This is a genomic window from Thioclava sp. GXIMD4216, from assembly GCF_037949285.1.
GTDB classification, from domain to species: domain Bacteria; phylum Pseudomonadota; class Alphaproteobacteria; order Rhodobacterales; family Rhodobacteraceae; genus Thioclava; species Thioclava litoralis.
This window is the reverse complement of the sequence record NZ_CP149926.1, coordinates 1995829-2022828: the sequence shown is the minus strand read 5'-3', so window position 1 is coordinate 2022828 and position 27000 is coordinate 1995829. Positions and strand designations below refer to the sequence as shown.

General features: G+C 61.3%; 25 protein-coding genes. 19 read left to right on the top strand and 6 right to left on the bottom strand.

Going from position 1 to position 27000, the window contains the following annotated elements:
- Positions 1-40 precede the first annotated feature (40 nt).
- The 5 genes from WDB88_RS09965 (at position 41) to ugpC (ending at position 6614) form a co-directional block, all read left to right on the top strand.
- Positions 41-2230 (top strand): NADP-dependent isocitrate dehydrogenase, encoded by a 2190-nt coding sequence (locus tag WDB88_RS09965; RefSeq protein WP_339107520.1) that lies wholly within the window; start codon positions 41-43, stop codon positions 2228-2230.
- A gap of 195 nt (positions 2231-2425) precedes the next feature.
- Positions 2426-3742: a sn-glycerol-3-phosphate ABC transporter substrate-binding protein UgpB gene (gene ugpB, locus WDB88_RS09960; RefSeq protein ID WP_339107519.1), complete on the top strand. Its 1317-nt coding sequence runs from the start codon at positions 2426-2428 to the stop codon at positions 3740-3742.
- Between the two features lie 71 nt (positions 3743-3813).
- The gene (gene ugpA / locus WDB88_RS09955; RefSeq protein WP_339107518.1) at positions 3814-4698 is read left to right on the top strand and encodes a sn-glycerol-3-phosphate ABC transporter permease UgpA; all 885 of its coding nucleotides are present in this window, start codon (positions 3814-3816) and stop codon (positions 4696-4698) included.
- A 1-nt stretch (position 4699) separates the two neighbouring features.
- On the top strand, positions 4700-5548 hold the full coding sequence (gene ugpE / locus WDB88_RS09950) for a sn-glycerol-3-phosphate ABC transporter permease UgpE (RefSeq protein WP_339107517.1): 849 nt from the start codon (positions 4700-4702) through the stop codon (positions 5546-5548).
- A gap of 1 nt (position 5549) precedes the next feature.
- Complete coding sequence (gene ugpC, locus WDB88_RS09945; protein ID WP_339107516.1) at positions 5550-6614, top strand: sn-glycerol-3-phosphate ABC transporter ATP-binding protein UgpC; 1065 nt, start codon at positions 5550-5552, stop codon at positions 6612-6614.
- 23 nt (positions 6615-6637) lie between these two features.
- Here ugpC and WDB88_RS09940 read toward each other — a convergent pair whose 3' ends face one another.
- Together WDB88_RS09940 and WDB88_RS09935 are read right to left on the bottom strand one after the other, a co-directional pair.
- Positions 6638-7039, bottom strand: coding sequence for a DUF2177 family protein (locus tag WDB88_RS09940; protein WP_339107514.1), 402 nt, complete (start codon positions 7037-7039; stop codon positions 6638-6640).
- A 66-nt stretch (positions 7040-7105) separates the two neighbouring features.
- Positions 7106-8164 carry a dipeptidase gene (locus tag WDB88_RS09935; RefSeq protein ID WP_339109514.1) on the bottom strand — a complete coding sequence of 353 codons (1059 nt, stop codon included), beginning with the start codon at positions 8162-8164 and terminating at the stop codon, positions 7106-7108.
- 141 nt (positions 8165-8305) lie between these two features.
- Between WDB88_RS09935 and WDB88_RS09930 the strand changes: the two genes are divergently transcribed.
- Positions 8306-9226 carry a LysR family transcriptional regulator gene (locus WDB88_RS09930; protein WP_339107513.1) on the top strand — a complete coding sequence of 307 codons (921 nt, stop codon included), beginning with the start codon at positions 8306-8308 and terminating at the stop codon, positions 9224-9226.
- Between the two features lie 414 nt (positions 9227-9640).
- Here WDB88_RS09930 and WDB88_RS09925 read toward each other — a convergent pair whose 3' ends face one another.
- The 3 genes from WDB88_RS09925 to WDB88_RS09915 all read right to left on the bottom strand — a co-directional run bounded on the left by WDB88_RS09925 (position 9641) and on the right by WDB88_RS09915 (position 14986).
- Entirely contained in the window at positions 9641-10510 is an 870-nt protein-coding gene (locus WDB88_RS09925) for a hypothetical protein (RefSeq protein ID WP_339107512.1), read from the bottom strand.
- A gap of 144 nt (positions 10511-10654) precedes the next feature.
- A complete protein-coding gene (locus tag WDB88_RS09920) occupies positions 10655-13762 on the bottom strand; it encodes an efflux RND transporter permease subunit (RefSeq protein WP_339107511.1) in 3108 nt (1035 codons plus the stop codon).
- Positions 13763-13768: 6 nt separating this feature from the next.
- On the bottom strand, positions 13769-14986 hold the full coding sequence (locus WDB88_RS09915; protein WP_339107510.1) for an efflux RND transporter periplasmic adaptor subunit: 1218 nt from the start codon (positions 14984-14986) through the stop codon (positions 13769-13771).
- Positions 14987-15403: 417 nt separating this feature from the next.
- On the opposite strand from WDB88_RS09915, the gene WDB88_RS09910 reads away from it, so the two are divergent.
- The 10 genes from WDB88_RS09910 (at position 15404) to WDB88_RS09865 (ending at position 24605) form a co-directional block, all read left to right on the top strand.
- A complete protein-coding gene (locus WDB88_RS09910) occupies positions 15404-16336 on the top strand; it encodes a siderophore ABC transporter substrate-binding protein (RefSeq protein WP_339107509.1) in 933 nt (310 codons plus the stop codon).
- 15 nt (positions 16337-16351) lie between these two features.
- Positions 16352-17335 carry an iron chelate uptake ABC transporter family permease subunit gene (locus WDB88_RS09905; RefSeq protein ID WP_339107508.1) on the top strand — a complete coding sequence of 328 codons (984 nt, stop codon included), beginning with the start codon at positions 16352-16354 and terminating at the stop codon, positions 17333-17335.
- Positions 17328-18335, top strand: a complete 1008-nt coding sequence (locus tag WDB88_RS09900; RefSeq protein WP_339107507.1) for an iron chelate uptake ABC transporter family permease subunit — start codon at positions 17328-17330, stop codon at positions 18333-18335. The genes WDB88_RS09905 and WDB88_RS09900 overlap by 8 nt, the downstream gene beginning before the upstream one ends.
- Positions 18332-19087 carry an ATP-binding cassette domain-containing protein gene (locus WDB88_RS09895; RefSeq protein WP_339107506.1) on the top strand — a complete coding sequence of 252 codons (756 nt, stop codon included), beginning with the start codon at positions 18332-18334 and terminating at the stop codon, positions 19085-19087. Before WDB88_RS09900 ends, WDB88_RS09895 begins: the two co-directional genes overlap by 4 nt.
- A gap of 196 nt (positions 19088-19283) precedes the next feature.
- Complete coding sequence (locus tag WDB88_RS09890) at positions 19284-20018, top strand: GntR family transcriptional regulator (RefSeq protein WP_339107505.1); 735 nt, start codon at positions 19284-19286, stop codon at positions 20016-20018.
- Between the two features lie 122 nt (positions 20019-20140).
- The gene (locus WDB88_RS09885; RefSeq protein ID WP_339107504.1) at positions 20141-20656 is read left to right on the top strand and encodes an SMI1/KNR4 family protein; all 516 of its coding nucleotides are present in this window, start codon (positions 20141-20143) and stop codon (positions 20654-20656) included.
- Positions 20657-20892: 236 nt separating this feature from the next.
- Positions 20893-21735: a fumarylacetoacetate hydrolase family protein gene (locus tag WDB88_RS09880; protein WP_339107503.1), complete on the top strand. Its 843-nt coding sequence runs from the start codon at positions 20893-20895 to the stop codon at positions 21733-21735.
- Positions 21736-21828: 93 nt separating this feature from the next.
- Positions 21829-22392: a GNAT family N-acetyltransferase gene (locus WDB88_RS09875; protein WP_339107502.1), complete on the top strand. Its 564-nt coding sequence runs from the start codon at positions 21829-21831 to the stop codon at positions 22390-22392.
- A 170-nt stretch (positions 22393-22562) separates the two neighbouring features.
- Complete coding sequence (locus tag WDB88_RS09870; protein WP_339107501.1) at positions 22563-23495, top strand: DMT family transporter; 933 nt, start codon at positions 22563-22565, stop codon at positions 23493-23495.
- A 114-nt stretch (positions 23496-23609) separates the two neighbouring features.
- Positions 23610-24605: an LLM class flavin-dependent oxidoreductase gene (locus tag WDB88_RS09865; protein ID WP_339107500.1), complete on the top strand. Its 996-nt coding sequence runs from the start codon at positions 23610-23612 to the stop codon at positions 24603-24605.
- Here the strand turns inward: WDB88_RS09865 and WDB88_RS09860 are convergent.
- Positions 24546-25589 carry a hypothetical protein gene (locus WDB88_RS09860; protein ID WP_339107499.1) on the bottom strand — a complete coding sequence of 348 codons (1044 nt, stop codon included), beginning with the start codon at positions 25587-25589 and terminating at the stop codon, positions 24546-24548. The two genes, WDB88_RS09865 and WDB88_RS09860, sit on opposite strands and share 60 nt — an antisense overlap.
- 184 nt (positions 25590-25773) lie before the next feature.
- On the opposite strand from WDB88_RS09860, the gene rpsF reads away from it, so the two are divergent.
- From rpsF to rplI, 3 genes are read left to right on the top strand one after another with little or no spacing between them, the layout of a single operon-like run.
- On the top strand, positions 25774-26130 hold the full coding sequence (gene rpsF, locus WDB88_RS09855) for a 30S ribosomal protein S6 (RefSeq protein WP_339107498.1): 357 nt from the start codon (positions 25774-25776) through the stop codon (positions 26128-26130).
- A gap of 21 nt (positions 26131-26151) precedes the next feature.
- Positions 26152-26376, top strand: coding sequence for a 30S ribosomal protein S18 (rpsR, locus tag WDB88_RS09850; RefSeq protein WP_038073027.1), 225 nt, complete (start codon positions 26152-26154; stop codon positions 26374-26376).
- A 13-nt stretch (positions 26377-26389) separates the two neighbouring features.
- Positions 26390-26995: a 50S ribosomal protein L9 gene (rplI, locus tag WDB88_RS09845; RefSeq protein WP_339107496.1), complete on the top strand. Its 606-nt coding sequence runs from the start codon at positions 26390-26392 to the stop codon at positions 26993-26995.
- Positions 26996-27000: the final 5 nt, after the last annotated feature.

Sequence of the window (27000 nt, the reverse complement as noted above, 5' to 3'; positions counted from 1 at the left end):
AACGGGCATTTGCCCAAGTCCAGATCGGAGACCGTTCTTCATGGCAAATAAGACCCCCGATATCATCTACACCATCGTTGACGAAGCGCCGCAGCTGGCATCCGGCTCGCTTCTGCCGATTATCAGCGCCTTCGCCGGTGCGGCAGGTCTGGGTGTGGAAACGCGGGATATTTCACTCGCAGGGCGCATTCTGGCGACCTTCCCCGATTACCTGACCGACGACCAGAAAATCTCGGATGATCTGGCCGAACTGGGCGAGCTGGTGAAAACCCCCGAGGCCAATGTCATCAAGCTGCCGAATATCTCGGCCTCGGTGCCGCAGCTGACCGCCGCGATCAAGGAACTGCAATCGCAGGGCTACAAGCTGCCCGACTATCCGGCAGAGCCCGCAACCGACGCCGAAAAGGACGTCCGCGCGCGTTATGACAGCATCAAGGGGTCTGCCGTGAACCCTGTGCTGCGCGAAGGCAACTCGGACCGTCGTTCGGCCAAGGCGGTCAAGAACTACGCGATGAAGCACCCCCATTCGATGGGCGAGTGGAAATCCGACAGCAAGACCACCGTCGCCTCCATGTCGGGCAATGACTTCTTTGCCAATGAAAAATCGGCCACCCTGTCGGAGTCCACCGGCGCGAAGATCGTCTTTACCGCAGAAGATGGCACCGAGACCGTTCTCAAATCGGGCCTGAAATATCAGGCGGGCGAGATCGTCGATGCGACCTTCCTGTCGGCAAAGGCGCTGCGCGACTTCGTGAAGAAAGAAGTCGAGAGCATGGAGCCGGGCGTGCTGTTCTCGGTGCACCTGAAAGCCACGATGATGAAGGTCTCGGACCCGATCATCTTCGGTCATTTCGTCTCCGTCTATCTGGAAGACTTCCTTGCCAAGCATGGCGAGACCGTGAAGGCACTGGGCTTCAACCCCAATGGCGGTATCGGTGATCTGGAAGCCCGCATCAAAGGCAATGCCGAGCTGGAGGCCGACCTGAAGGCCGCCCTCGCCGCCAAGCCGCCGATGTATATGGTGAATTCCGACAAGGGCATCACCAACCTGCACGTGCCCTCGGATGTGATCATCGACGCCTCCATGCCCGCCGTTATCCGCGCAGGCGGTATCGGCTGGGGTCCGGATGGCAAGGCCGCAGACACCAAATGCTGCATTCCGGACAATTCCTATGCAGGCGTCTATGACGAGACGATCAACTACTTCAAAGAGACCGGCAAGCTGGATGTCACCACCTGTGGTGCCGTGTCCAACGTTGGTCTGATGGCGCAGAAGGCGGAAGAATACGGCTCGCACCCGACCACCTTCGAGATCGCGGGTAAGGGTAAGGTCGAGATCGTTCTGGACAATGGCACCGTGCTGCATTCGCATAATGTCGAAGCGGGCGATATCTGGCGTTCGGCCACGGTCAAGAAAGCCCCGATCGAGGACTGGATCCGTCTCGCGATCCGCCGCACCAAGGCCACCGGCCTTGCGGCCTTCTGGCTCGATGCCAACCGCGCCCATGACGCAGAGCTGATCAAATATGTCGAGCCCGCGCTGAAAGAGGCCGGTATCGAGATCCCGATCATGGCCCCGCGCGAAGCCACCCGCTTCACCTTCGTCGAGATGCGCAAGGGCAATGACGTGGTCACCATCACCGGCAACGTGCTGCGCGACTATCTGACCGACCTCTTCCCGATCCTCGAACTGGGCACCTCGGCCAAGATGCTGTCGATCGTGTCGCTGATGCAGGGCGGTGGTCTGTTCGAGACCGGTGCCGGCGGCTCGGCTCCCAAACACGTGCAGCAGCTGGTTGAAGAAAACCACCTGCGTTGGGACAGCCTTGGCGAGTTCTGTGCGCTTGGCGAGAGCTTCAAGTTCCTCGCCGAGAAGGGCAATGCCAAAGCGGGCGTCATGGCCGCGGCTGTGGAAGATGCGACGCAGAAGGTGCTGGAAGACAACCGCTCGCCCGAGCGTAAGGTCGGCCAGCCCGATAACCGTTCTTCGCATTACTGGTTCGCGCGCTACTGGGCCGAAGCGATGGCCGCGCAAGATGCGGATGCCGAGCTGAAGGCGCATTTCGCCCCCATCGCCAAGGCGCTGGCCGAAGGCGAAGAGGCGATCCTTGGCGAGCTGAAGGCCGCCGAGGGCAAGCCTGCCGATCTGGGGGGCTATTACCATGCCGACCCCGAGAAGGTCGCAAAAGTGATGCGCCCCTCGGCCACGCTGAATGCGATCATCGGCTGATCTAGCTGGAACGAACGGGAAAGGGGCCTTTCGGGGCCCCTTTTTCATGCGCGGGCCCTGTTTCTTGCACAGACTGCGCAGGACATAATAAGCCGGCTTGTCAAAAAAGCTTAACGGAACCTGCAAGAAGCTGTCACAAAACTGCATTAGCGCTGCCCTCAACAGATCACGATAGCCTCACGAAGGGGATAGAAGATGTTGAAGACGCTGTTGATGGGCACCGCACTTGTGGCAGCCTCCGCCAGTATGGCTGCCGCCAAGACGCAGGTGACATGGTGGCATGCGATGGGTGGCGAGCTGGGCCAGAAGCTTGAAGAGATCGTGGCCGATTATAACGCCAGCCAGGATGAATATGAGGTCATCCCGACCTATAAAGGCAATTACACCGAGACCATGACGGCGGCGATTGCGGCCTTCCGTGCCAAGCAGCAGCCCGATATCGTGCAGGTCTTCGAGGTGGGCACCGGCACCATGATGGCGGCCAAAGGCGCGGTCTATCCGGTCTATCAACTGATGAAGGACGCAGGCGCCGATTTCGACCCCGATGCCTATCTTCCGGCGGTCGCGGGCTATTACACCGACACGCAGGGCAATATGCTGTCGATGCCCTTCAACTCCTCGACCCCCGTTCTCTATTACAACAAGGACGTTTTCGCCAAGGCGGGGCTGGACCCGAATACGCCGCCCAAAACTTGGGCCGATATGGAGGCGTTTTCCAAAAAGATCGTCGAGTCCGGCGCGGCAGATTGCGGCTTTACCTCGGCTTGGATCTCTTGGGCGCAGACCGAGAATTTCTCGGCATGGCATAACCGCGCGATCGGCACGCTGGAAAACGGCTTTGGTGGCCTTTCGACCGAGCTGACCTTGGCTGATGACCTGCGCGCCCGTCACTGGGGCAATCTGGCCGAATGGCAGAAAGCGGGCCTCTTCCGCTATGCGGGTCCGGGTGGTGGCGATGATGCCAACCCCGCCTTCCAGTCGGGCACCTGCGCGATGGTGATGAATTCCTCGGGCTCGCGCGCGGGTCTGATGGCGAATTCGGACTTCGAGGTGGGTGTGGGCATGTTGCCTTACTACGCCGATGTTGAAGGTGCTCCGCAGAACTCGATCATCGGTGGCGCGACGCTTTGGGTGCTGCAAGGCCATGACGAGGCCGAATATAAGGGCGTGGCCGATTTCTTCACCTATCTGTCCTCGCCGGAAGTGCAGGCCGATTGGCACCAGTTCTCGGGCTATCTGCCGATCACCAAAGCAGCCTATGCGCTCAGCCAAGAGCAGGGCTATTACGACAAGAACCCCGGCGCGGATGTGGCGATCAAACAGGTCTCGCTGAACACCCCCACCGAGAATTCCAAAGGTCTGCGCTTTGGCAATTACGTGCAGATCCGCGGCATCATCGACGAGGAATTCGAGGCGCTTCTGGGCGGCAAGAAAACCGCGATGGAGGCTCTGCAATCGGTGGATAGCCGCGGCAATGCGCTGATCCGCGAATTCGAGAAAGCCAACCAGTAACGGCGTCCCCCTTGGCAGAAGGCCCGCGCGCGTGCGGGCCTTCTGGTGTTTCGGGGGGATAAGGATCCGATATGCAAAGCAAAAAGACCCTCTTCCGGTCACGCGGGCTGCCCTATCTTCTGCTGGCGCCGCAGCTGGCGATTACCATTGTCTTCTTTCTCTGGCCTGCGGGTCAGGCGATGTGGCAAAGTTTCCTGCGTCAGGATGCCTTCGGGTTTTCGACGCAATTCGTGGGGCTGGAGAATTACCTCGCGCTGTTTCAGGACCCGAGCTATCTGAACTCCTTCAAAGTGACAGCGGTGTTTTCGGTCTCGGTGGCGGCGGTGTCGATGGGGGCGGGGCTGTTGTTTGCCGCCTGCGTCGATCGCGTGCTGCGGGCCAATCGCGCCTATACCACGCTTCTGGTTTGGCCCTATGCGGTGGCACCGGCGGTGGCGGGCGTGCTGTGGTGGTTCATGTTCAACCCCACCATCGGCATTGTGTCCTATGCGCTGCGTCAGCTGGGCTATGACTGGAACCATGCTACCCATGCCACAGATGCGATGATCCTCGTGGTGCTGGCGGCCAGCTGGAAACAGATCAGCTATAACTTCCTGTTCTTCGTGGCGGGGCTGCAGGCCATTCCGGCCAGCCTGCGCGAGGCGGCGGCCATTGACGGCGCAGGCCCCATGAAGCGCTTCTGGAGCGTGGTTTTCCCGCTTCTGTCTCCCACCACGTTCTTCCTGCTGGTGATCAATATCACCTATACGATGTTCGACACATTCGCGGTGATTGATGCCGCAACCGCAGGCGGTCCGGCGCAGGCCACGAATATCCTTGTCTATAAGGTCTATCAGGACGGTTTCGTGGGGATGAATATGGGGGCCTCTGCCGCGCAATCGGTGGTGTTGATGGGCATCGTGATCGCGCTGACCGTGATCCAGTTCCGCTATATCGAACGTCGGGTGGAGTATTAAGATGGTTGAGAACAGACCGCTTCTGACCGTGCTGTCGCATGTCATCCTGATCCTTGGCGTGGCCGCTGTGGCCTTGCCTGTCTGGCTGGCACTTGTGGCTTCGACCCATCCTACATCCGCCTTCGTGTCCGGCACCGTGCCCTTGTGGTTCGGCCCCGAGGGGCTGTCGTCTTACGCGCGGATGCTGGGCGAGGGGGTGTCAACCTCGGGGACGCCGCCCATCGGGTTGATGCTCTGGAACAGCCTCATCATGGCGATGACGATCACCATCGGCAAAATCGCCATCTCGATCTCCTCGGCCTTTGCCATCTGCTATTTCCGCTTTCCGGGCAGGCAACTGGCTTTCTGGATGATCTTCATCACGCTGATGCTGCCCGTCGAGGTGCGCATTGTCCCCACCTTCGAGGTGGTGGCCAATCTGGGGCTCTTGAACTCTTACGCGGGGCTGTCGGTGCCGCTGATTGCCTCGGCCACGGCGACCTTCCTCTTCCGGCAGGTGTTCCTGACGCTGCCAGACGAGCTGACCGAGGCCGCAAGGATTGACGGGGCGGGGCCTTTGAAATTCTTCTGGGATCACGCGCTGCCCTTGTCGCGCACCAATATCGCGGCGCTTTCGGTGATCCTGTTTATCTATGGCTGGAACCAATATCTCTGGCCGCTGATCGTGACCACGGATGAGGCTCATTACACCATCGTCATGGGGATCAAGCGGATGGCCTCGGTGGTCGATGATATGCCGCGCTGGAACGAGATCATGGCCGTGGTGGTGATGGCGATGCTGCCGCCGGTGCTGGTGGTGGTCGCAATGCAGAAGCTCTTTGTCAAAGGGCTTGTCGAGACGGAGAAATAAGATGGCCGGAATTACTTTATCCAAGGTCGTAAAGACCTATGCGGGCGCCACGGACCCGACGGTGAAGGGCGTTGATCTAAGCATTGAGGATGGCGAGTTCTGCGTGCTGGTCGGGCCTTCGGGCTGCGGGAAATCCACGCTGTTGCGGATGATCGCAGGGCTTGAGACGGTGACAGGGGGCGAGATTGCCATTGGCGGGCGCGTCGTGAATGACCTTGAACCCATGGACCGCGATATCGCCATGGTGTTCCAGAATTACGCGCTTTACCCGCATATGACGGTGCGCCAGAACCTGTCCTACGGTCTGAAGAACCGCCGCATGCCCAAGCCCGAGATCGCGTCCCGCGTCGAAGAGGTCGCCCGCATCCTGCAGATCGGCTCGTTCCTCGACCGCAAGCCGCGCGCGCTTTCGGGCGGGCAGCGCCAGCGGGTGGCTATGGGCCGAGCTATCGTGCGCGAGCCTTCGGTCTTTCTGTTCGACGAGCCTCTGTCGAACCTTGATGCCAAGCTGCGGGTGTCCATGCGCGGCGAGATCAAGCAGCTGCAAAAGCGCCTTGGCACGACCTCGGTCTATGTCACCCATGACCAGATGGAGGCGATGACTCTGGCCGATAAGCTGGTGGTGCTGAATGGCGGGCAGATCGAACAGGTGGGCACGCCGCTGGAGCTGTACCGCAACCCGCAGACGGTCTTCGTGGCGGGCTTTATCGGCTCGCCGGGGATGAACCTGATCGATGCGCGGATCGAGAATGGCGCGCTGATGGTGGATGATCTTATGCTGCTGCCCGATGTGGCGGGCCGAGGCGAGGTGGTGGCGGGCCTGCGCCCTGAGACCATCGGCTTGCGTGCGGGTGCAGGGTTCAGGACCTCCTATGTCGAGGATCTGGGCAATAGCCGCCTTGTCCATGGGATGCTGGGCGGCCAGCCCTTTGCCGCCCAAGTCGCCCCCGATACCGAGATCGCGCCGCAGATGCAGGTCACCCTTCAGGCGGGCGGGTTGCATCTGTTTGAGCCCCTGACGGGGCGGCGGCTGCCGCAAACGCAGCGCGCGATGGCGATGGCTTGAACAATGGCTGGGGCCGTCGGGCCTCAGCCGATCCAGCGGGCGATCATGACGCCTGCCCAGACCGAGACACCGGTCAACACAGTGCCCCAAAGCGTGTCGGTGATCACCTGCTCCCACGACCAGTCGCGCATCACCGCAAGCGAGGTGAACTCATAGGTGCCATAGGCCAGCGCCCCCAGCACCGCCCCATTCACCAGCGCCTGAAGCGGCGCGTCATTGCGCAGCGCGGGCAGGCTGACCAGATAGATCGCCCCCGCGACATAGGCCAGATAGAAGATCGCCGCCGGACCCATCCGGAAAGGATCGGCATAAAGATCCGAGATATGGCGGTCGAAGACCGGCTTCACGATGAACTTCAGCCCCAGAATATCGAGGCCAAGAAACACGATAGTTGTGGCGACATAGGCCGAGAGGATCTGGATCATGGGGGTTCCTTTGCTATCCTCTCAGCAACGTTGCGGCTGGACGATAAGTTTCGCGGGGGCCGGAATTTACATCCCCCAACTGCGCTCCAGAAGCGCCAGCCAGTTCTCATGAGCGATCTTCACCACCAGATCCTGCCCGTAGCCATGATCCAGCATCGCCTGCAACAGCTTCGGCAGCCCCGAGACATCGCCCAGACAGGAGGGAATATCCGCCCCGTCGAAATCCGACCCCAGCCCCACGTGATCCTCGCCCAGGATCGACAAAAGGTGGTCCATATGGCGCAGCATCTCGTCCCAGCCGCAATCGCCGCGCATCCCGTCGGGGCGCAGGAATTGCGTGGCATAATTCAACCCGACCATGCCGCCGGTGTCCCTGATCTGATGCAACTGGCGGTCGGTCAGATTACGCGCCGAAGGGGTGACGGCATGGGCGTTGGAATGGGTGGCGACCAAAGGCGCGTCACTCAGGCGGGCCACATCGTCAAAGCCCTTCTCGTTCAGGTGGCTCAGGTCGATCATGATCTTCAGCGCATTACACTCGCGGATCAGATCCTTGCCCGCCTTGGTCAGCCCGTCGCCGGTATCGGGCGAGGAGGGATAGGCAAAGGGCACCCCATGGCCGAAGACCGTAGGCCGCGACCAGACCGGCCCCAAAGACCGCAAGCCCGCCGCATGCCAGACATGCAGCGCATCCAGATCGGGACCAATCGCCTCGGCGCCCTCCATATGCAGAATCGCCGCGATCTTTCCGGCGGCCATGGCGGCGCGAATCTGGGCGGATGTCCTGCAAATTTGCAGATCGCCCTTGCGTTCTAGCCGCATCAAATGACCTGCCTCGGCCAAGGCCACATCTACCGCCTCACTCATCGGCATCATCGGCGGCAGATCAAGGCAATAGGGCGGGGTATCCATCGCGGCAAACATCTGGCCCAGATCGCCGGACATGGGCGAGGGCGTGTAGATCGCGAAGAAGCCACCTGCAAAATTGCCGGCCCGCGCGCGCCGCAGGTCGATATGCCCCGTTCCGTCCTGCCCGTTCCATATCTCCTCCCGCCTGAGGGGGTGGTTCAGGAGGCGCAGTAGAAAATCATTATGGCCGTCAAATACGGGAATCTGTGGCAAAATGGACATCTTTGTCTCCGTCGAAGAGGGGCTGGACGCGGCAAGAGCGGGGCAGGCCTGTCCCGACTTGCCCCTTGAGTCGCAGTCAACACCCGTTCGCCGGACAGGAAAAGACCTGCCTGCGACAAATTGACATGCATATATATGCAGAGCTATCTTGCAGATATGCAGCATGAATTCGACTGGAATGATCTGAAGTTCTTTTTGGCGCTTTACAGATCCAAACGCATGGTGATGGCCGCGCATACGCTCGGCATCGACCAGACCACAATCGCACGGCGTGTGCGCCAGCTGGAGAAATCCATTGGCGCGCAGCTTTTCACCAAGACCCCCGAGGGCTACGAGATCACCCCTGCGGGCGAGCGTATCCTGCCCTTGGCGCTGGAGGTCGAGCGTGCCACGGGCCGTGCGCGCGAAGAGATCGGCGGCGAGGCGGGGCAGCTTTCGGGGACAGTACGGGTCGGGGCACCTGACGGTCTGGGCATCCACTTCGTGGCGCCGGTGCTGACGCGGTTTCAGGAAGACTATCCCGATATCCAGATCGAGCTTCTGGTGCGTTCGCGGACATTCCGGTTGTCGCGGCAGGAAGCGCATCTAACGTTTTCAATGGCTTTGCCAACATCGGGGCGGCTTCTGGCACGGCGGATGACGGAATACCACTTGGGGTTTTATGCCTCGCGCGATTATCTCGCGCAGCATGGTACCCCCAAGACACTGGAGGATGTGAAGGACCATAACTATGTGGGCTATGTCGACGAGCTGCTGCCCACCGATGCCATGCGCTATCAGGTCGAGCTGGGCATCACCAATCCCGTGCTCTTCGGGTCGAACTCCATTCTGGCGCAGCGCGAGGCGATCCGCGAAGGCGCGGGGATCGGGGTTCTGCCCGCCTATGTCATCCATGACGACCCCGATCTGGTGCCGATCCTTGCACCGCGCCATGTGCTCAAACGGACCATGTGGATCTTGTCGCACCAGTCGACGGAAGATCTGGCAAGGGTGCGGCTTGTATCGGAATATTTGCAGAACGCGACCCGCGCATCACGGGCGCGCTTTGTGTTGTGACGCAAGGTTTCGGGCGCAAAAACCGGCTTTTCTTTCCGCTAGGTAAATCAGATTAAGTGACGAACATCTCTGGACGTGCCCCTCGGCATCTGTTTCAAAGTTGATACACGGTTCGGACCTGTCGTGCTTGGGTCCGGATCGAGTGGGAGGAACGACAATGATGCCGGATTTGTGCTGGCTCTCGGGGAGGGGAGTTGGTGCGTGGTTCTAGGACCTTCGGTGTGATTGCTGTGGATCTGCAAGGCAGGTCATTAAGGACCGTATCGTGCCCCTGATCGGGGAGGACAGGCGCGGCGCGATACGGTCCGTTTTTTTCCAGACATCAGGTCAGCGTCATGTTTCTTCGCGCAGGTCCCCTGACCTTGCGCGTTTTTTTCATATGGCTATGTCGGTGTAGGGGCGGTCCGCGGGGCGTTACCCCGGGAAGATGCGCGCCATCTCGCGGTCGAATTTGGCCCAGCTCATCGTCGCCTTATTGCCCGCATAGCCATCATAATGCGACTGCCCATTCGAGGTTGGCAGCCCCGCCCAGATTTTGGCAAGATTGTTCATGAAGCGTCTGCGCGTCAGATCCCCTGCCAGAAGCTGGCTCAGCCCCGCCTCTTCCAGCAACAGATCGGCAAGCCTGTCCTGCACATTGGGGCTGAAACGCACCTCTGGCCCCAGTTGCAGGCTGGCGGCCAGACGCCGCAGCGTGGTGGGAATGAACTGGTAGCGCCCGATGGCATGCGGCTGTCCCGGCGTGGCTTCGATCCATGCGTAGATTTCGCCCAGCGTCATCTGGCTGGGCACGCGGGCGGGGCGGCGTTTGGCCCCGTATTGCACCGCATCATAGCCCATCGGGCCCGCCTCGGCCTGTGCAATCAGATGGCGGATCCATTCGGCCTCGGACGAGCCCTGCCGCAGGAAGGGGGCCATAGAAGCGATCGGGGCCATAGGGTCGGGCAGGGCCTGCGGAGAAAGACCCCGTGGGGACAGGGCGCGGGGGCGGGCGGGGCTTGGTGCAAAGAAGCTGCTGCCCTGCGCGCCGGTAAACAGGCTGCCGCTGCTGCTGGCACCGGTCGGGGCGGGGGCGCTGTCCTCGCGTGGCAGGCTGGCCAGTTGCACCAGAGGCTGGGCGGCTTGCTTGCGTGTTTGCAAGGCGGGGATCAGGGCCTGCGAGCGTTCGACAAAAGCCCCCTGCGCGGCCAGAAGCGAAACCGGCTGCGCTGTGGCGGACGAGGCCGCACCCCCCGCAGCAAGAAGCAGGGACAGGACGATAGGCAAGGGGCCGTTCTGGCGCATGAAGAGATCCCGAAGCTCTGGATGTCCCTTCCTCTTTGGCAGCGAGATCTTCAGAATTCGTTTATAGCGGCGCCATCTTCGGGTCGCGCCATGAAAAAGGCTCCGGACATGCCGGAGCCTTGATCTCGTTCGGGCCGGGCGGGCCTAGAGCCGTTCCTTACGCGCGCTCCGGTCCGCCAGTTTGCGGATCAGCACATAGAAGCTTGGCACAAGGAACACGCCGATAAAGGTGGCGGCGATCATCCCGCCCAGCACGCCGATGCCGATGGCATTCTGGGCCGCAGCCCCCGCTCCGGACGCCCGCGCCAGCGGTAACACGCCCAGCATGAAGGCCACGGAGGTCATCAGGATCGGACGCAGACGCATCTTCGCGGCCTCGATCGTGGCTTCATAGAGTCCCTTGCCCTCGGCTTCGAGATCCTTGGCGAATTCCACGATCAGGATCGCGTTCTTCGCGGCAAGCCCCACTGTAGTCAGCAGGCCCACCTTGAAGTAGACGTCATTCGACTGGCCGAAGAACTTGGCCGCCGCCAGCGCGCCCAGCACCCCGATCGGCACCGATAGCATGACCGAGAAGGGGATCGACCAGCTTTCATAAAGTGCCGCAAGGAACAGGAAGACCACCAGAACCGACAAGGCGTAAAGCATGGGGGCCTGATTTCCTGACTGGCGTTCCTGATAGGACATGCCGGTCCATGCGGTGGCATAGCCGCCATCCATATCGGCCACCAGCTCCTCCATCGCGATCATGGCCTCGCCCGAGGAATAGCCCTCGGCGGCGCTGCCCTGCACTTCGATGGCCTGAGTGCCGCCATAGCGCGACAGCGACGGGGCCACGCTTTGCCAGCTGGTGGTCATGAAGGCCGAAAACGGCACCATGTCCCCATCGGTATTGCGTGCATACCATTTGCCGATGTCTTCGGGCTGCATCCGCCATTGCGCATCGCCCTGCACGATCACCGGATTGAGGTTGCCATCCTGATTGAAGTCATTGACCTGACTGGAGGCGAAGATTGTCGAGAGCATGGAGTTGATCGCCGAGATGGTCAGCCCGAAGCTTTCCGCCTTCTGCTGGTCCACATTGATCTTCAGCGCCGCTTCGTCATCGTTGTTATTGACGCGTACCGCCGTCAGGCGCGGGTCTTTATTGGCGGTTTCCACAAGGGTGTTGGCCGCCTTGCGCAGCGTGTCGATGCCGGTATTGCCCTGATCGACAAGATACATCGAGAACCCGTTCGAGTTGCCAAGCCCCTGAATGGCGGGCGGCAGCAGGAAGATGATCTGTCCGGCGCGGCTGGCACCGAATTTGCCCATCGCCCGACCGGCCAGCGCGGATGCGGCGGCATTGGCGTCGGTGCGCTGGTCGAAATCCTTCAGCTTGGCAAAAAGCAGCGCATTGTTCTGCCCCGTGCCGGTGAAGGAAAAGCCCAGCACCCCGAAGGTCGAGACCACGATGTCTTTCTCGTCATTCAGCAGGTAGCTCTCGACCTGTTCCATGACATCGCGCGTCTGGGCCTGCGTGGCGCCTTCCTGCAGGGTGATCATCACCATCACCGCCCCCTGATCCTCTGTCGGCAGGAACGAGCTGGGCAGGGTCTTGTAAAGCACCACCACACCGGCAATCGCCGCCGCCAGCAGCGCCAGCGCAATCACCGGCGCTTTCAGGAGCTTGGTGACCGCACCGGTATAGAAATGGTTCATGCGGTCGAAATTGCGGTTGAACCAGCGCGCCGGAGCAAAGCGGGCCGCGCCGTGGCTTTTCTTCAGCATGGTGGCGCAAAGCGCGGGCGTGATGATGATGGCCACCACAGCCGACAGGATCATGGCCGAGATGATCGTCACCGAGAACTGCCGGTAGATCACCCCCGTCGAGCCCCCGAAGAAGGCCATTGGCAGAAACACCGCCGACAGTACCAGCGCGATGCCCACCAAGGCGCCCACGATCTGCCCCATCGATTTGATGGTCGCCTCCAGAGGCGAGAGATCGTCCTCTTCCATCACACGTTCGACGTTTTCCACCACCACGATGGCGTCATCGACCAGCAGGCCGATGGCCAGCACCATAGCAAACATGGTCAGCGTGTTGATCGAATAGCCAAAGAGCGACAGAATCCCGAACGCCCCCAGAAGCACCACCGGCACCGCGATGATCGGGATCAGGGTGGCGCGCCATTTCTGCAAGAAGACCAGAATGACCAGCAATACCAGACCGATGGCTTCAAACAGCGTATGCTCCACCTTGCCGATGGAGGCCTCGACAAAGGGCGTGGTATCATAGGCATAGCGCACCTCGACACCGGCGGGCAGGCTTTTGGCGATCTGGTCGATCTGCGCCCGCACGAGGGTTGCGGTATCCACGGCATTCGCGCCGGTCGCCAGATTGACCGCGAAACCCGAAGCGTTCTGCCCGCTGAAGCGCGAGCGGGTGCCGTAATCTTCCTGCCCCAGAACCACGCGCGCCACATCGCCCAGAAAAACGGTGCCGCCGCTGCTATCGGTCTTCAGCAGGATATTCTCGAACTGTTCGACCGTGCTCAGTTGGCTCTGGGCGGTGATTGTGGCGGTGAAGGTCTGGCCTTCGGTGGTCGGTTGCGACCCCAGAGAGCCGACCGAGACATTGGTGTTCTGCGCCTGAACCGCGTCGGTCACATCGGTGGCGGTGAGGTTGTACTGGCGCAGTTTCAGCGGATCGAGCCAGATCCGCATCGCATAGCCCGACCCGAAGGAGTTGATCGAGCCGACCCCCTGCACCCGCTGCACGGGGCTTTCGATCCGGTTGGCAACCATATCGCCGAGCTGGATCTGGGTGTAGCGGTTATCCGTCGAGACCAGCGCCGCAACCATCAGGATCGAGGTCGAGGACCGACGCACCGTCAGGCCCTGCTGGGTGACCGAATCCGGCAGCTGGCTTTCCACCTGACTGATCTTGTTCTGCACATCGTTCTGCGCATCGATCGGGTCGATGGATTCATCATAGGTCAGCGTGATGCTCGACCGGCCTTCGGAGCTTTGCGAGACCATATACAGAAGCCCGTCCAGCCCCGTCAGCGCATCTTCCAGCGTTTCGGTGACCGAGTTCTGCACGGTTTCCGCCGTCGCACCGGTATAGGTGGCCTGAATGCGCACGGTCGTCGGCGCGATCTCGGGATATTGTGCCACCGGAAGCTGGCTCAGGCCAAGCGCCCCCGCCAGCATGATCGTGATGGCGATGACCCATGCGAAAATGGGGCGGTGAATGAAGAAATTGACCATCAGCCCTTACTCGCTTGCCGCGCCGGAGGCTGCGCTCTCTGCCGGTGTTTCTGTGGTAGGGGTCCCCGTGGCAGGGGTCTCCTGCACCACGCCTTCCTTGTCGATGGTGACAGCAACGGTGCTGACCTCGGCGCCGTTTTGCAGCTTCATCAGCCCGTCCACGACCAGCTTGTCACCATCCTTGAGCCCGTTGGTGACGATCCACTGGTTCTGGTAGGAGCCATGCGTGGTCAGCGTGACCTGCTCTGCGGTGGAGGTGTCGCCGACGATATAGGCGGTCAATGTGCCGTCGCTGGCGCGCGAGGTGGCGTTTTGCGGGATCAGGATCGCCTTGGAGGTGCCCAGCGTCATGGTCACGCGCAGGAACTGGCCGGGCAGGATCTTGGCATCGGGATTGTCGAATTGCACACGGTAATCAATGGTGCCGGTTGTGTCGGACACCACCGAAGACGGGGTGATCAGCTTGCCGTCACGGGGATAGGGTTCGCCGGTCTCCAGCGTGACCGTCGTCTGCACGTCGGAATTCAGCTTCAGGATGCCCGCCTCGACCAGATCCCGCGTGCGCTGCATCTGGGCCGAGCTTTCGGACACATCCACATAGATCGGATCCAGCCGCGTGACGGTGGTCAGCGCATCTGTCTGGTTGGCGGTGACCAAGGTGCCGATCGAGGTTTCGGGCACCTCTACGATGCCGTCAATCGGACTTTCGATCGAGGTGCGGTCCAGATTGAGCTGCGCCGTCTGCAGGCTGGCCTGTGCCGATTTCAGCGTGGCCTTGGCCGAAGCCAGCGTCGAGGCGGAATCTTCCAGCGTGGTCTGCGTCACCCCGACATCGCGGATGCGGTTATAACGGTCATAGGTGGATTGTGCCGTTTCGACAGCGGCCTGTGCGGATGCGACAGAGGCTTCGGCTGCGGCAAATTCTGCCTCGTAAGTATCTGGTTCGATGGTAAAAAGGACGGTGCCCTTGGGGACGAACGCGCCGCGCTGATAGGGGATCGAGGTGATCACCCCCTCGACGCGCGGGCGGATATCGGCCTGCTCATAGGCCACGGCGCGCCCCGGCAGGGTGACGACGAAAGGCACGTCGCTTTCGGCGACGGTGATCACGCCGACCTTCTGGGGGCCTTGTGCGGGGGCGGCCTGTGCCGCAGCGGGGACCGCCGAGACCAGCACTGCGGAGGGGGCGCAGACAAGCCCGAGCACAAGAGCGAGTGCGGTCATCGAAAAGGTGGGGGAAGAAATGACGTTCGGCACGGGTCCTGTCTTTCGTTTCTTATGGGCTGGGGGGCACGGAGCATGCCGGAGACGGGCAGATATGGCCGCGCGGCCCCGGAAAGAGAAAATGTGAGCAAACTGGGCAGATCGATGCTGCATGAATTAACCTACAATATAGAACCCGACAGTTTGTATTGGGAATTCTGACAGAGGGGTCTGCGGATAAACGCACAATAGCGTGAAATCCGCCCGACGCCACGCCCTTAATTCCGTTATCCGACTATTTTTATCGGCATTGGTCTGGACGGACCTGCCAAGCTCGCTTAAGTGAGGGGCGAACCGCCGGTAACGGCGCGGGAGTGAGGTCCGTACTTTGCCCGACCTCCCGACGCGCGGGGGCGGTTGGACAATCAGGAGCCTGAGATGACATTCACGAAGTCCCTATCTGTTCTGGGCCTTGCCCTGCCTTTGGCGCTGGCCCCCTTGGCACAGGCCTTTGCCGCCGATGTGTCGGTAGAGACCGCCCGCGGGGAGGCCACGGTTGCGGCCAAGCCCAAGACGGTTGCGGTTTTTGACATGGCGGCGATGGATACGCTGGATGCCTTGGGTGTCACCCCCGCCGGACGTCCCGACAAGACCTATCTCAAGCGCCTCTCGCATCTGCAAAGCGCCACCCCTGTGGGCACGCTGTTCGAGCCCGATCTGGAGGCGCTGGCCGGTCTCAACCCCGATCTGATCATTGTGGGCGGGCGGTCCTCGACGAAATATGACGAGGTTGCGCAGGTTGCACCGACCATCGATATGACCATCGGCACCGATATCGTCAATGAAAGCCGTGCACGGCTGAAAGCCTATGGCGAGATCTTCGGCCTGCAGGATAAAGCCAAGGCGCTGGATGCGGCGCTGGAGACCAAGCTGGAGAAAGTGCAGGCCGATGCCAAGGGGCAGGGCGATGCGCTGGTCGTGATGACCAATGGTCCGAAAATCTCGGCCTTCGGTCCGGGCTCGCGGTTCGGCTGGATCCATCAGGCAATCGGCATGGCTCCTGCGGCCAAGGATCTTTCGGTGGCGCCGCATGGTGATGCGATCAGCTTCGAATTCATTGCCGAAACCAATCCCGAATGGATCTTCGTGGTGGATCGCGGTCAGGCGATCGGCGCGGATGAACAGAAAGCCTCCGACACGCTGGACAATCCGCTTGTGGCACAGACCTCGGCGGCCAAAGAGGGCCATATCGTCTATCTGAATGCTTCCGATGCCTATATCGCCGGTGGTGGTTATCAGGCGATGATGGAGATGCTGACCGAGGTCGACAAGGCCTTCGAGGCGTCTTCGGCGAAAACCTCCGCAAACTAAGGCGGTAACGGCACCATGTCCCGCACGAAGACACTTCTGGCCTGTGTGATGGCGATTGTGGTGCTGTCGGGCCTCTCCGTATGTATCGGGGCGGCCCGCATGGATCTGGCCGATCCGTCGGGGATGCTTGTGCTGACCGTGTCACGCATCCCGCGCACGCTGGCGGCTTTGCTGACCGGCGCCGCGCTGGCGGTGGCGGGGGTGGTGATGCAGCAGATCGTGCGCAACCGCTTTGTCGAGCCGGGCACAGCCGGAACTGCCGAAAGCGCCGCGCTGGGGATCTTGCTGACCTCGATCTTCTGGCCCGACAGCCCGATCTGGGCCAAGATGCTGGCCGCTGCGGTGGCGGCGTTGCTGGGGACATGGCTCTTTGTGAAGATGATCCGCAGGCTGCCGCCGCGCGAGGTGCTTCTGGTGCCGCTGGCGGGGATCGTGCTTTCGGGCGTGATCGGGGCGGCGGTGATTTGGGTCGGCTGGGAAGCCGATATGATGCAATATATCGCGGCATGGCTGATGACGGGCGAATTTTCCGGCGTGATTGCGGGGCGCTACGAATTGCTCTGGATTGCCGGTGCTGCCGCTGTGGTGGCCTTTTTCGCCGCGGACCGTTTCGCCATTCTGGGTCTTGGCCCCGAAGCGGCCACCGCCTTGGGGCTGAGCCCGCGCGCGGTCATGCGGCTGGGGCTGGTGGTGGTGGCCGTGGTCACCGCGATGGTGGTGGTCTCTGTCGGTATGATCCCCTTTGTCGGGCTGGTCGTGCCCAATATCGCGGCGCGTCTGATGGGCGATAATCTGCGCAAATCCCTGCCGGTTGTGGCCCTTGGCGGGGCGGGGCTTGTGCTGGCCTGCGATATTCTGGGACGCCTGATCGTGGCCCCTTACGAAATTCCGGCGGGCACGATTTTGGGGGTGGTCGGGGCACTGGTCTTCCTGTGGCTGCTCTGGAAACCGCAGCGTCCCAAGCGGCGTAAACCTGTGCCGGAGAACGCGAATGTCTGATCTGGCTCTCTCCGATCCGCGCAGGTCCCTGACCCGATGGCAGATCCTGCGCGCGCCTGTCCTGTGGCTGTCGCTGCTGTTGCTGGGGGCTTGCGCGATCTGGCTTTTTCAAGGGTTAACAGGAAATTACCAGTTTATCCTCATGCTGCGTCTCAAGAAGCTTTGCGCGCTTCTGGCGGTGGGCGCGGCGGTGGCGGTCTCCACGATCGTGTTCCAGACGGTGTCGGCCAACCGCATCCTGACCCCCTCGATCATGGGGTTCGACAGCCTCTACGCGCTGATCCAGTCGCTTCTGGTGGCGGGGCTCGGGGTAACAGGCTTTGCCATGCTGGGGGCGACGCCGAAATTTCTGACCGAGACGCTGCTGATGACGCTGCTGGCGCTGATGCTGTTTGGCACCTTGCTGCGGCGCGGGGCACGTGACATCGCGCGAATGATCCTGACGGGGGTGATCCTTGGCACGCTGTTTCGCGCGGGGGCAAGCCTTGTGGGGCGGCTTCTGGACCCCAATGCCTATGCCACTGTGCAATCTGTGACATTTGCCAATTTCTCGCGCGCGCAGACCGATGTTCTGGGGCTGGGCGGCGCCATAACGGTGCTGGCCTGCCTTGCGGCATGGTGGATCGGGCCGCGGCTTGACATTCTGGGTCTGGGGCGTGACCGCGCCATCGCGCTGGGGCTGCGCCACGGGCGCGTGGTGATCGGGGCGCTTGTGCTGGTGGCGGTTCTGGTGGCGGTCTCGACCGCGCTGGTCGGGCCGGTGGCCTTTTTCGGGCTGATCGTGGCGGGGCTGACCCATGCCATCGCGCAACGCCATGCGGGGGGCGCGCGCCATCGCTATCTGATCCCCGTGTCGATGCTGGTGGCCATGACTATTCTGGTGGTTGGCCAGACCCTGTTCGAGAGGGTGGCCGGGCAACAGGCCACGCTGTCTGTGGTGGTCGAATTTCTGGGCGGCCTCTTCTTCCTCTATCTTCTGCTGAAAGGCAAAATCCGATGATCCGTGTGGAAAACCTCTCCTATCAGATCGATGGAAACGCGATCCTGAGCGATGTCTGCTGCACCATTCCTTCGGGGCAGGTGACGGCGCTGATCGGGCCGAACGGGGCGGGCAAGTCCAGCCTGCTCAAGCTGTTGGGCCGGATCGAGACATTGCAGACGGGGCGGGTGCAGATCAACGGTCTCGATCTGGCGCAGACGCATTCGGGGCGGCTTGCGCGCGAGCTGTCTTTTATGAGCCAGAACCTTGCCGTGGCCTCGCGGCTGCGGGTGCGCGAGCTTGTGGCCTTCGGGCGCTGGCCGCATTGTCATGGGCGTCCCGGTCCGAAAGATCTCGAGATCTGCGAGACGGCGCTGCGCAATTTCGACCTTCTGGGGTTGGCCGACCGTTTTCTGGACGAGCTGTCGGGCGGGCAGGCGCAGCGGGCGCATCTGGCGATGACCTTCGCACAGGACACGCCCTGGATGCTGCTGGACGAGCCGTTGAACAATCTCGACATGGCGCATGCGCGCGCGCTGATGAGGCGGCTGTCGGATCTGCGCGATGCGGGGCGGTCGGTGGTGATCGTGCTGCATGATCTCAACCATGCTGCCGCCTGGGCCGATCATCTGATCGCAATGAAGAACGGCCGGATCGTGGCCGAAGGCGATGCGGACGAGGTGATCACGCCGCAGACGCTGGCGGCTCTTTACGAGACCGATGTGCAGGTTCTGCGCTATGCGGACCGCCCCTTGGTGCTGCACCACATCTAGCAAGCGGGTCTGTCCGTATTCTGCACGGCTTTTCGGCAGTTTTGGTCCGCAAGGCCCGCTATCGTCATGAAAAATTCCGAAACCGCATGAAAATCGGCGGTTTCTATTTGCCTGTCTCGCCTTCCCCCTAGATTTGCCCTATCCGCAGGCCAGCGCCGGAATGTCCGGTCTTGGGGCCGGCCTTATAGGGGTAGGAATGAACGACAAGAAAAAACAGGCCCTTCCGTCCGGTGTCGCGGCCTCGTCTGTCAAGGGCGGAACGCCTGTCACGAAAGCCGAGGCGGGCGATCATCTGGTCGAGAAAATCGCCCGCGAACTGAGCGCCGCGATCCTGTCGGGCGCGTTGAAACCGGGCGAGAGGCTGGCGGAATCGGCCATCGCCCGCCGGATGTCGCTCTCGCGTGCGCCGGTGCGCGAGGCGCTGCGCCTTCTGGAACGGTCGCGTCTGGTGGATTACCGCGCCAATCGCGGATTTATCGTGCACCAGATGGATCTTGCCGAGATCGCGGCGCTTTATGATCTGCGGATCGTCATCGAGACGGCGGCGATCCGGCGGCTTGTGGCGCGCGAGGACCCCGATCTGGCCGATCAGCTACGCCACCAGCTTGATCTTCTATATGGTCTGTCGGGCACGGGGGTGGCACGGTCGCGCTCTGTCGATGCCGATCTGGAATTCCATCGTCTGATCTGTCGGCTCTCGGGTAATCCGCGGCTGGCAGAGGTGTTCGAGCAGATCGCCAATGAGGTGAAGCTGTGCATCAACCAGACCGGACGTGTCGAGGATGGTCCGCGCCGGATTGCCGCCTCGCATGAACATATCCTGACCCGTGTGATTGCCGCCGACCCCGAAGGAGCGGCGGCGGCGCTGACCGATCACCTACGCGAGGCCGAGGCGATGATGCGGCAGCTTTTCGCCCGCGCTGCGGAATAGCGGCAGCGGAATGTTTGCGGGTTTTTACGTGAAAAGACATAGCCTGCTGCGGGCAGGCGTGCGATCCTGTCCGGGATGTTGGCCCGGGCGTTGGACGCTATCGGGGCAACCGAGGGGAAGCCATGACGGATGACGATTTCATCACGAGGATCGGCGAGATCCTCCTTGCGGCGGGCAAACAGCCTGCGCCCGAGGTTCTGAAGCTGTGTGACAGCCAGTTGGCCGAGGCCGAGGCGCGCATTGGTATGGTGCCGCCGATGCTGTTGCTCAAGCTCTATCGCGGGATTTCCAATGGGGGCTTCGGGCCGTTTCTGGGCCTTCTTGGGCTGGGGGGCGGCGCGACCGACAGGGCGGGCCATACTGCCGATCGTCTGCACCAGATTTACGCCGATCCCGACGACGGCAATCCCGCCCGTGACTGGCCGGTAGGGCTGTTGCCGATTTGCGAGGAGGATGGCGGGCAGTATATCTGTATCGATTGTTTCGACGAGAGCCTGCATCGATGGTGCCCCGAGCATTGGGACCAGAGCCTGCCGCCGCAATCGGCGATCCTGCCGCTTGATCTTGATCTGCGCGACTGGCTGGGGGCGTGGATATCCGGTCTGGCGGCCCCCGCCACGACAGAGCCGCTGCCGTAGGAACGGTCCCTTTCCGGCAGCTGCCGGAACACGTTTGTCGAAAGTCGGCATCTTCGGAAAACACCCTGAGGGTTTCAACCGGCCCCCCCTCCGATGGGCGGTTTGCCTCCGGCCCGAGGAGATTTTGGCAAAACCCCGCGCAGTGACGCGGGGTTTCTTTCGGGAGCGGCTCTTGCCATTTTGCCCCCGCAGGGGTTTCGTAGCCTCAGGCGCTGGCCGCATATGAGGAAAAGACCATGAAGCTGCTACGACACGGGCCCGACGGGCAGGAAAAACCCGGGCTTTTGGATCAGGACGGACAGATCCGCGACCTGAGCGGGGTAATCCCCGATCTGACGCCCGAGCAGCTTGGCGCGGAGGCGCTGGCGCGTCTGGCGGCACTTGATCCAGCCGCCCTGCCGCTGGTTCCGGCGCAGACCCGTCTGGGTGCGCCGGTCGCGGGCACGCGCAAGGTGCTGGCCATCGGGTTGAATTACGCCGATCATGCTGCCGAAACGGGGGCTGTGGCGCCGAAAGAACCGATGCTGTTTTCGAAAGCCGTCACCTCGATCTGCGGTCCGAATGACGTGACCGAATTGCCGCCGTCCTCGACGCGGCTTGATTGGGAGGTCGAACTGGGCTTCGTGATCGGTACACGCGCCAAGGCAATCGCGGCGGGGACGGGGCTGGCGCATATTGCCGGTTACGTGCTGGCCAATGACTATTCGGAACGCGAATGGCAGAAAGATCGCGCGGGGCAGTTTGTCAAAGGCAAAAGCCATGACAGCTTCTGTCCGCTGGGGCCGTGGCTTGTGACCCGTGACGAGATCGCCGACCCGCAGGACCTGTCGATGCATCTGAGCGTGAACGGTGAGACACGGCAGTCCGGCAGCACCGCCACGATGATCCATAAGGTGGTGTTTCTGGTCGAATATCTCAGCCAGTTCGTCACACTGGAACCGGGCGATGTCATCCTGACGGGCACACCTCCGGGGGTCGGGGCCGGTATGAAGCCGCCGCAATTCCTCAGGGCAGGCGATGTGGTGGAGCTGGACATCGAGGGGCTGGGCCGGCAACGCCACGAGGTTGTGGCCCTTTGACCGCGTGCTGACGCTTGCGGGCGGGCCAGCCCCCGCCCGTTCTGTCAGCCGCAGCAGGGAGCGCGCTTGCGAGAAGCGCGAGGGAGGAGAGAGATGCGCGACGCCGATATCCGTTTTCACGAAGCCGCGCCGCAGGATGCGCCCGAGATCGCGGCCCTTCACATTGCGGCATGGCATGACACCTATCGCGGTATCCTGCCACAGGATATGCTGGACAGTCTCGATCACGGGCAGCGCACCGATCTGTGGACACGGGTGATTGCGGTCAAGGCCGGACAGGCGGAAGGCGCGGTTGTTCTGGCGCGTCACGGGGCGCGGCTTCTGGGCTTTGTGTCCTATGGCCCCCAACGTGAATCCGATCTGCGCGGCAAGGGCTATGCGGGCGAGATCGAGGCGCTCTATCTCGACCGCTCGGTGCAAGGCCGCGGGCTGGGGAGACGGCTTTTGCAGATGGCGGCCGAGGGCTTGATGCGGGCCAATATTGCCGCCGCCGCCCTGTGGGTGCTGGAGGCCAATCAGTCCGCTTGCGGGTTCTATCAGGCGATGGGCGGCGAGATCTGCGGTACGCAGATCGAGATCCGCCCCGAGGCCACCTTGCAGGACCGTGCCTATGGCTGGCTGGATCTGGGCCGGATCCTTGCGGTGACGGCGGCATGAGCGTGCGCCGGAATGGGGCCGACAGGCCCGACCCGATCATGCAGCAGCACCTGTCGCGCGATTATTTTGCTCAGCGGGCTTAGAATAAGCATCTGATATCTTGTTGTCGCGCGGATTTGCTGTTTCTTTGTGCGCTGCAGAACAGGCCAAGATATCAGGTCGGAGGAACCATGTCCCAGCAGCCCCAAACGCAGAAATGGCAGATGATCGCGGTGCTTGCCTTGCCGCCGCTGTTCTGGGCGGGCAATTTCATTGTGGCGCGCGCGGCCCGTGATCTGGTGCCGCCGCTATCGCTGGTCTGGGGGCGCTGGCTGATTGCGCTGATCGTGCTGGCCCCTTTTGCCGCGCGGCATGTCCGGCGTGACTGGCAAAGCTACTGGCGCTATCCGTGGCTGGTGCTGGGCACCAGTGTAACCTCGGTCATTGCCTTCAATACGCTGATCTATTGGGGGCTGCATTACACGCAGGCCACCAATGGCATGTTGCTGAACTCGACCATCCCCGTGCTGGTCATGCTGATCGGGGCGCTGGTCTTCCGGCAACGGTTGCGGCTGTGGCAGGCGGCGGGGCTGGCGCTGTCGCTTGTCGGGGTGGCTGTGGTGATCATGGGCGGCGACCCGCAGCGTCTGGCGCAACTGGCCTTCAACAAGGGCGACCTGCTGATTTTCGCGGCGATGGTGGCATGGGCGTTCTATACCCTCTGGCTGACGCGCCTGCCCGCCGAGATCAGCCGCGTCGGGCTTCTTGCGGTGCAGATCGTGATCGGGCTTGTCGTGCTGACGCCGTTCTGGCTTTGGGATCTGTTGCTGGGCCATCAGCCGGTTCTGGTGCCGCAAGCGGCCTTTGCCGTGCTGTTTGTAGGGATCGTGCCCTCGCTCGGGGCGTTCTTGCTGTATATGCAGGCCGTCAAGCTGGCCGGATCGGGGCGGGCCTCGCAGGCGATCCACCTGATCCCGCTTTACGGGGTGATCCTTTCAACGCTGTTTCTGGGCGAGAGCCTGCATCTTTACCATCTGGCGGGATTTGCGCTGATCCTTGGCGGTATTATGCTGGCCGCCCGCAGTCCCAAACCGGCACAGCCGATGGTGCAGGGGGCGAAATAGGCGCGACAGGTGTTTTGTGCGGAATTGCGCAGAACTCGTGATCTCTCCGCAGTACGGGTGGTTTTCGCGCGGGCCCTGCCTGCACAGATTAAAGAGCACTGTAGGAGATAGCCGATGATCCCTTATTCCGTTCTTGATCTGTCGCCCATTGCGCAGGGGCAGACGGCCTCGGATGCGCTGCGCCATTCGGGCGAGCTGGCCGCCCATGCCGAGCGCCTGGGCTATACGCGCTACTGGCTGGCCGAACATCACAATTCGCGCGGCATCGCCTCGGCGGCAACGGCGCTGGTGATCGGCCATGTGGCGTCGAAGACCTCGACCATCCGCGTGGGCTCTGGCGGGATCATGCTGCCCAACCATGCGCCGCTGATGGTGGCCGAAGCCTTCGGCACGCTGCACGCGCTTTATGGCGACCGGATCGATCTGGGGGTGGGGCGCGCGCCCGGTACCGACCCGCGCACCATGCAGGCGCTGCGGCGCGGGCTGGAGGCGGATCGCTTCCCCGAAGATGTGGTCGAGCTGATCGGCTTTCTGGGGCCGGTGCAGGAGGGCCAGCCGGTGATGGCGGTGCCGGGGGCGGGGTCCAATATTCCGGTCTGGATTCTGGGCTCGTCTCTTTACGGCGCGCAGTTGGCGGCCCATCTGGGGCTGCCCTATGCCTTTGCCAGCCATTTCGCCCCCGATGCTTTGGATCAGGCGGCGCAGATCTACCGCGAGCGTTTTCAGCCCGGCCTGACGGAAAAGCCGCATTTCATGCTGGCGCTGAATCTCTTTGCCGCCGAGACCGATGCAGAGGCGCATCTGATGCGCTCGTCGATGATGCAGGGCTTTGTGAACCTGCGCCGAGGCCAGACCGGCCCGCTGCCCGCGCCCGTGGCCGATCTGTCGACCGTGGCCTCCGAGCCCGAGCTGCGCCAAGCCTCGCACCAGCTGTCCATGTCGGTTGTCGGCAGCCCCGAGACGGTCGAGCGCCAGCTTGCCGCCTATATCGCGCGCTACCGCCCCGATGAGGTCATCCTCAACGGCCAGATCTTCGACCACAACGCGCGGCTAAAAAGCTTCGAGATCGGCGCGAAGGCCATGCAGAATTTGGCAAAGATCGCTGCTTAGGGGAGACGTAGTTTCTTCCACCTGCTCGCTGACGTGTAACTTGCGAATTGCCTCCGCCGGCACTGATAACGTGTATTCAGCGGTTTTCGTTACGATTTTGTCGCCTACTTCTTCTGCTTTCTTTTCTGTGTAGCGAAACACTGCCGTTCCTTGAGGGAGCTGCCAGAGGATCTCACCTTCTACTTCGGCCCATTCATTTTTTTTATCGATTAGAGGAGGGTGTGCTCCTACTGCTTGAAGCTGTGCCAGAACGTCGTTGTTAATTAAAATTTTGTCGCCAGTTTTTGAAGTAAAGCCTAAGCCTTGAAATAGAGAATTTCGGACAGAGGAACTTTCGTCTGACGGCGAAAAACATAAGGAAAATAGGAAAACGACAAAACCTAAGACGATTGTTAGCACAAATTTTGCGTGATACTCGCGCTGCTCCCAGAATAAGCCTGTGAAACCGACGGCACTAATAAAAGCACCTAGAGCGTAAATCGAGATACTGATGGATGCAGAAATATTCCCCCAACCGGCTACTCCCAATAGGAATAAAAAGTAGCCTGAGGTTGGAAGCAGAAAGAGATGCTCAAATTTTATGCGGCGTATGCCGCGGTCTTTCCATAGCCAGTAAATTAAGCTGATAGTGAGGCATATAGCAGTCATGCCTAACATTGAGACAAGAAAAACAAAAATCAGAACGACCGAGGCGAAAAAACCAGCCGCCAACAACGCTAAACTTTCGCTTGGCGAAGGAATGGGGAATTCAAACTGTTTATAGTGAGAATGCTGTAATACCAGAAATACAGAAAGTCCGGTTAGGAGCGCGCCGCAGCCTGCGATTGTTTTTGACGCGAGAGTAAACCCATCTGAGAAGCAATTTATTTTGTCGCTTGTTGCTTTGTAGAGGCTATCAGCGCTTTCAGGTTTTGGCGGGCAGCTGTCTACCGCAACGTGTAAAGGCTGAGGGATAGATGGTGGGCGTCTGAACCAAAGTCGCATTAGAAGAAATCTCATATTGGAAATGTAAGTGGAGGGCGGGCAGGACCAAAAGCCTTGCCAAATACCCTCCCATCGCGTATAGCGCGCGGACTTCCGCAGTTCAATCGAACCGGCGTAGCCTCTCGTGGCAGGGTGCGGAAAGTGGTGCCTGCCTATGAAGCCGCCTTATGAAACAGGAGAAGCCATGCCCCTTTACGAGCATGTCCTCATCGCGCGTCAGGATCTGTCCAACGCGCAGGCCGAAGGCCTTGTCGAACATTTCTCCACGGTCCTGTCGGACAACGGCGGCAAAGTCGTCGAATCCGAATACTGGGGCGTGAAGACCATGGCCTACAAGATCAACAAAAACCGCAAAGGCCACTATGCCTTCCTGAAAACGGATGCCCCCTCGGCTGCCGTTCAGGAAATGGAGCGCCTGTGCCGTCTGCATGACGACGTCATGCGCGTGCTGACCATCAAGGTTGACGCGCACGAAGAAGGCCCGTCGGTTCAGATGCAAAAACGTGATGACCGCGAAGGCGGCCGTCGTGAGCGTCGTTGATAGAGTAGGGGACTGAAAACCATGGCAAAACCGTTTTTCCGTCGTCGTAAAGTGTGCCCGTTCTCCGGCGAGAACGCACCGAAGATCGACTACAAAGACACCCGCCTCCTGCAGCGCTACATCTCTGAGCGCGGCAAGATCGTTCCGGCACGCATCACCGCAGTGTCGGCCAAGAAGCAGCGTGAACTGGCCCGTGCAATCAAACGCGCCCGCTTCCTCGCTCTGCTGCCCTACGCTGTGAAGTAAGGAGAACATCACTATGGAAGTTATCCTTCTCGAGCGCGTCGCAAAGCTGGGCCAGATGGGTGACGTTGTCACCGTGAAGCCGGGCTACGGCCGCAACTACCTTCTGCCGCAAGGCAAGGCTCTCCGCGCCTCGGCCGCCAATATCCAGGCGTTCGAAGCCCAGAAAGCGCAACTGGAAGCCCGTAACCTCGAGACCAAGAAAGAGGCAGCCGCCCTTTCCGAAAAACTCGACGGTCAGCAGTTTGTCGTGATTCGTTCGGCTTCGGACGGCGGCAACCTCTACGGTTCGGTCACCACCCGCGATATCGCGGCTGTGGCAACCGAAGAAGGCTTCACTGTCGACCGCAAGCAAGTCGTCATCCGCCTGCCGATCAAGGTTCTTGGTCTGCACGAAGTGGAAGTCCACCTGCACCCGGAAGTTTCGGCTGTGATCTCGATCAACGTTGCACGTTCGGTGGAAGAAGCAGAACTGCAAGCTTCGGGTAAATCGATCCAAGAGCTGGCTGCTGAAGAAGAAGCCGCTGCAGAATTCGAAATCTCGAACCTGTTTGACGATATCGGTTCGGCTGGTCGTGACGACGAAGACGGAGCTCCTGCCGCAGAGGCAGAAGAGAAGTAAGTTCT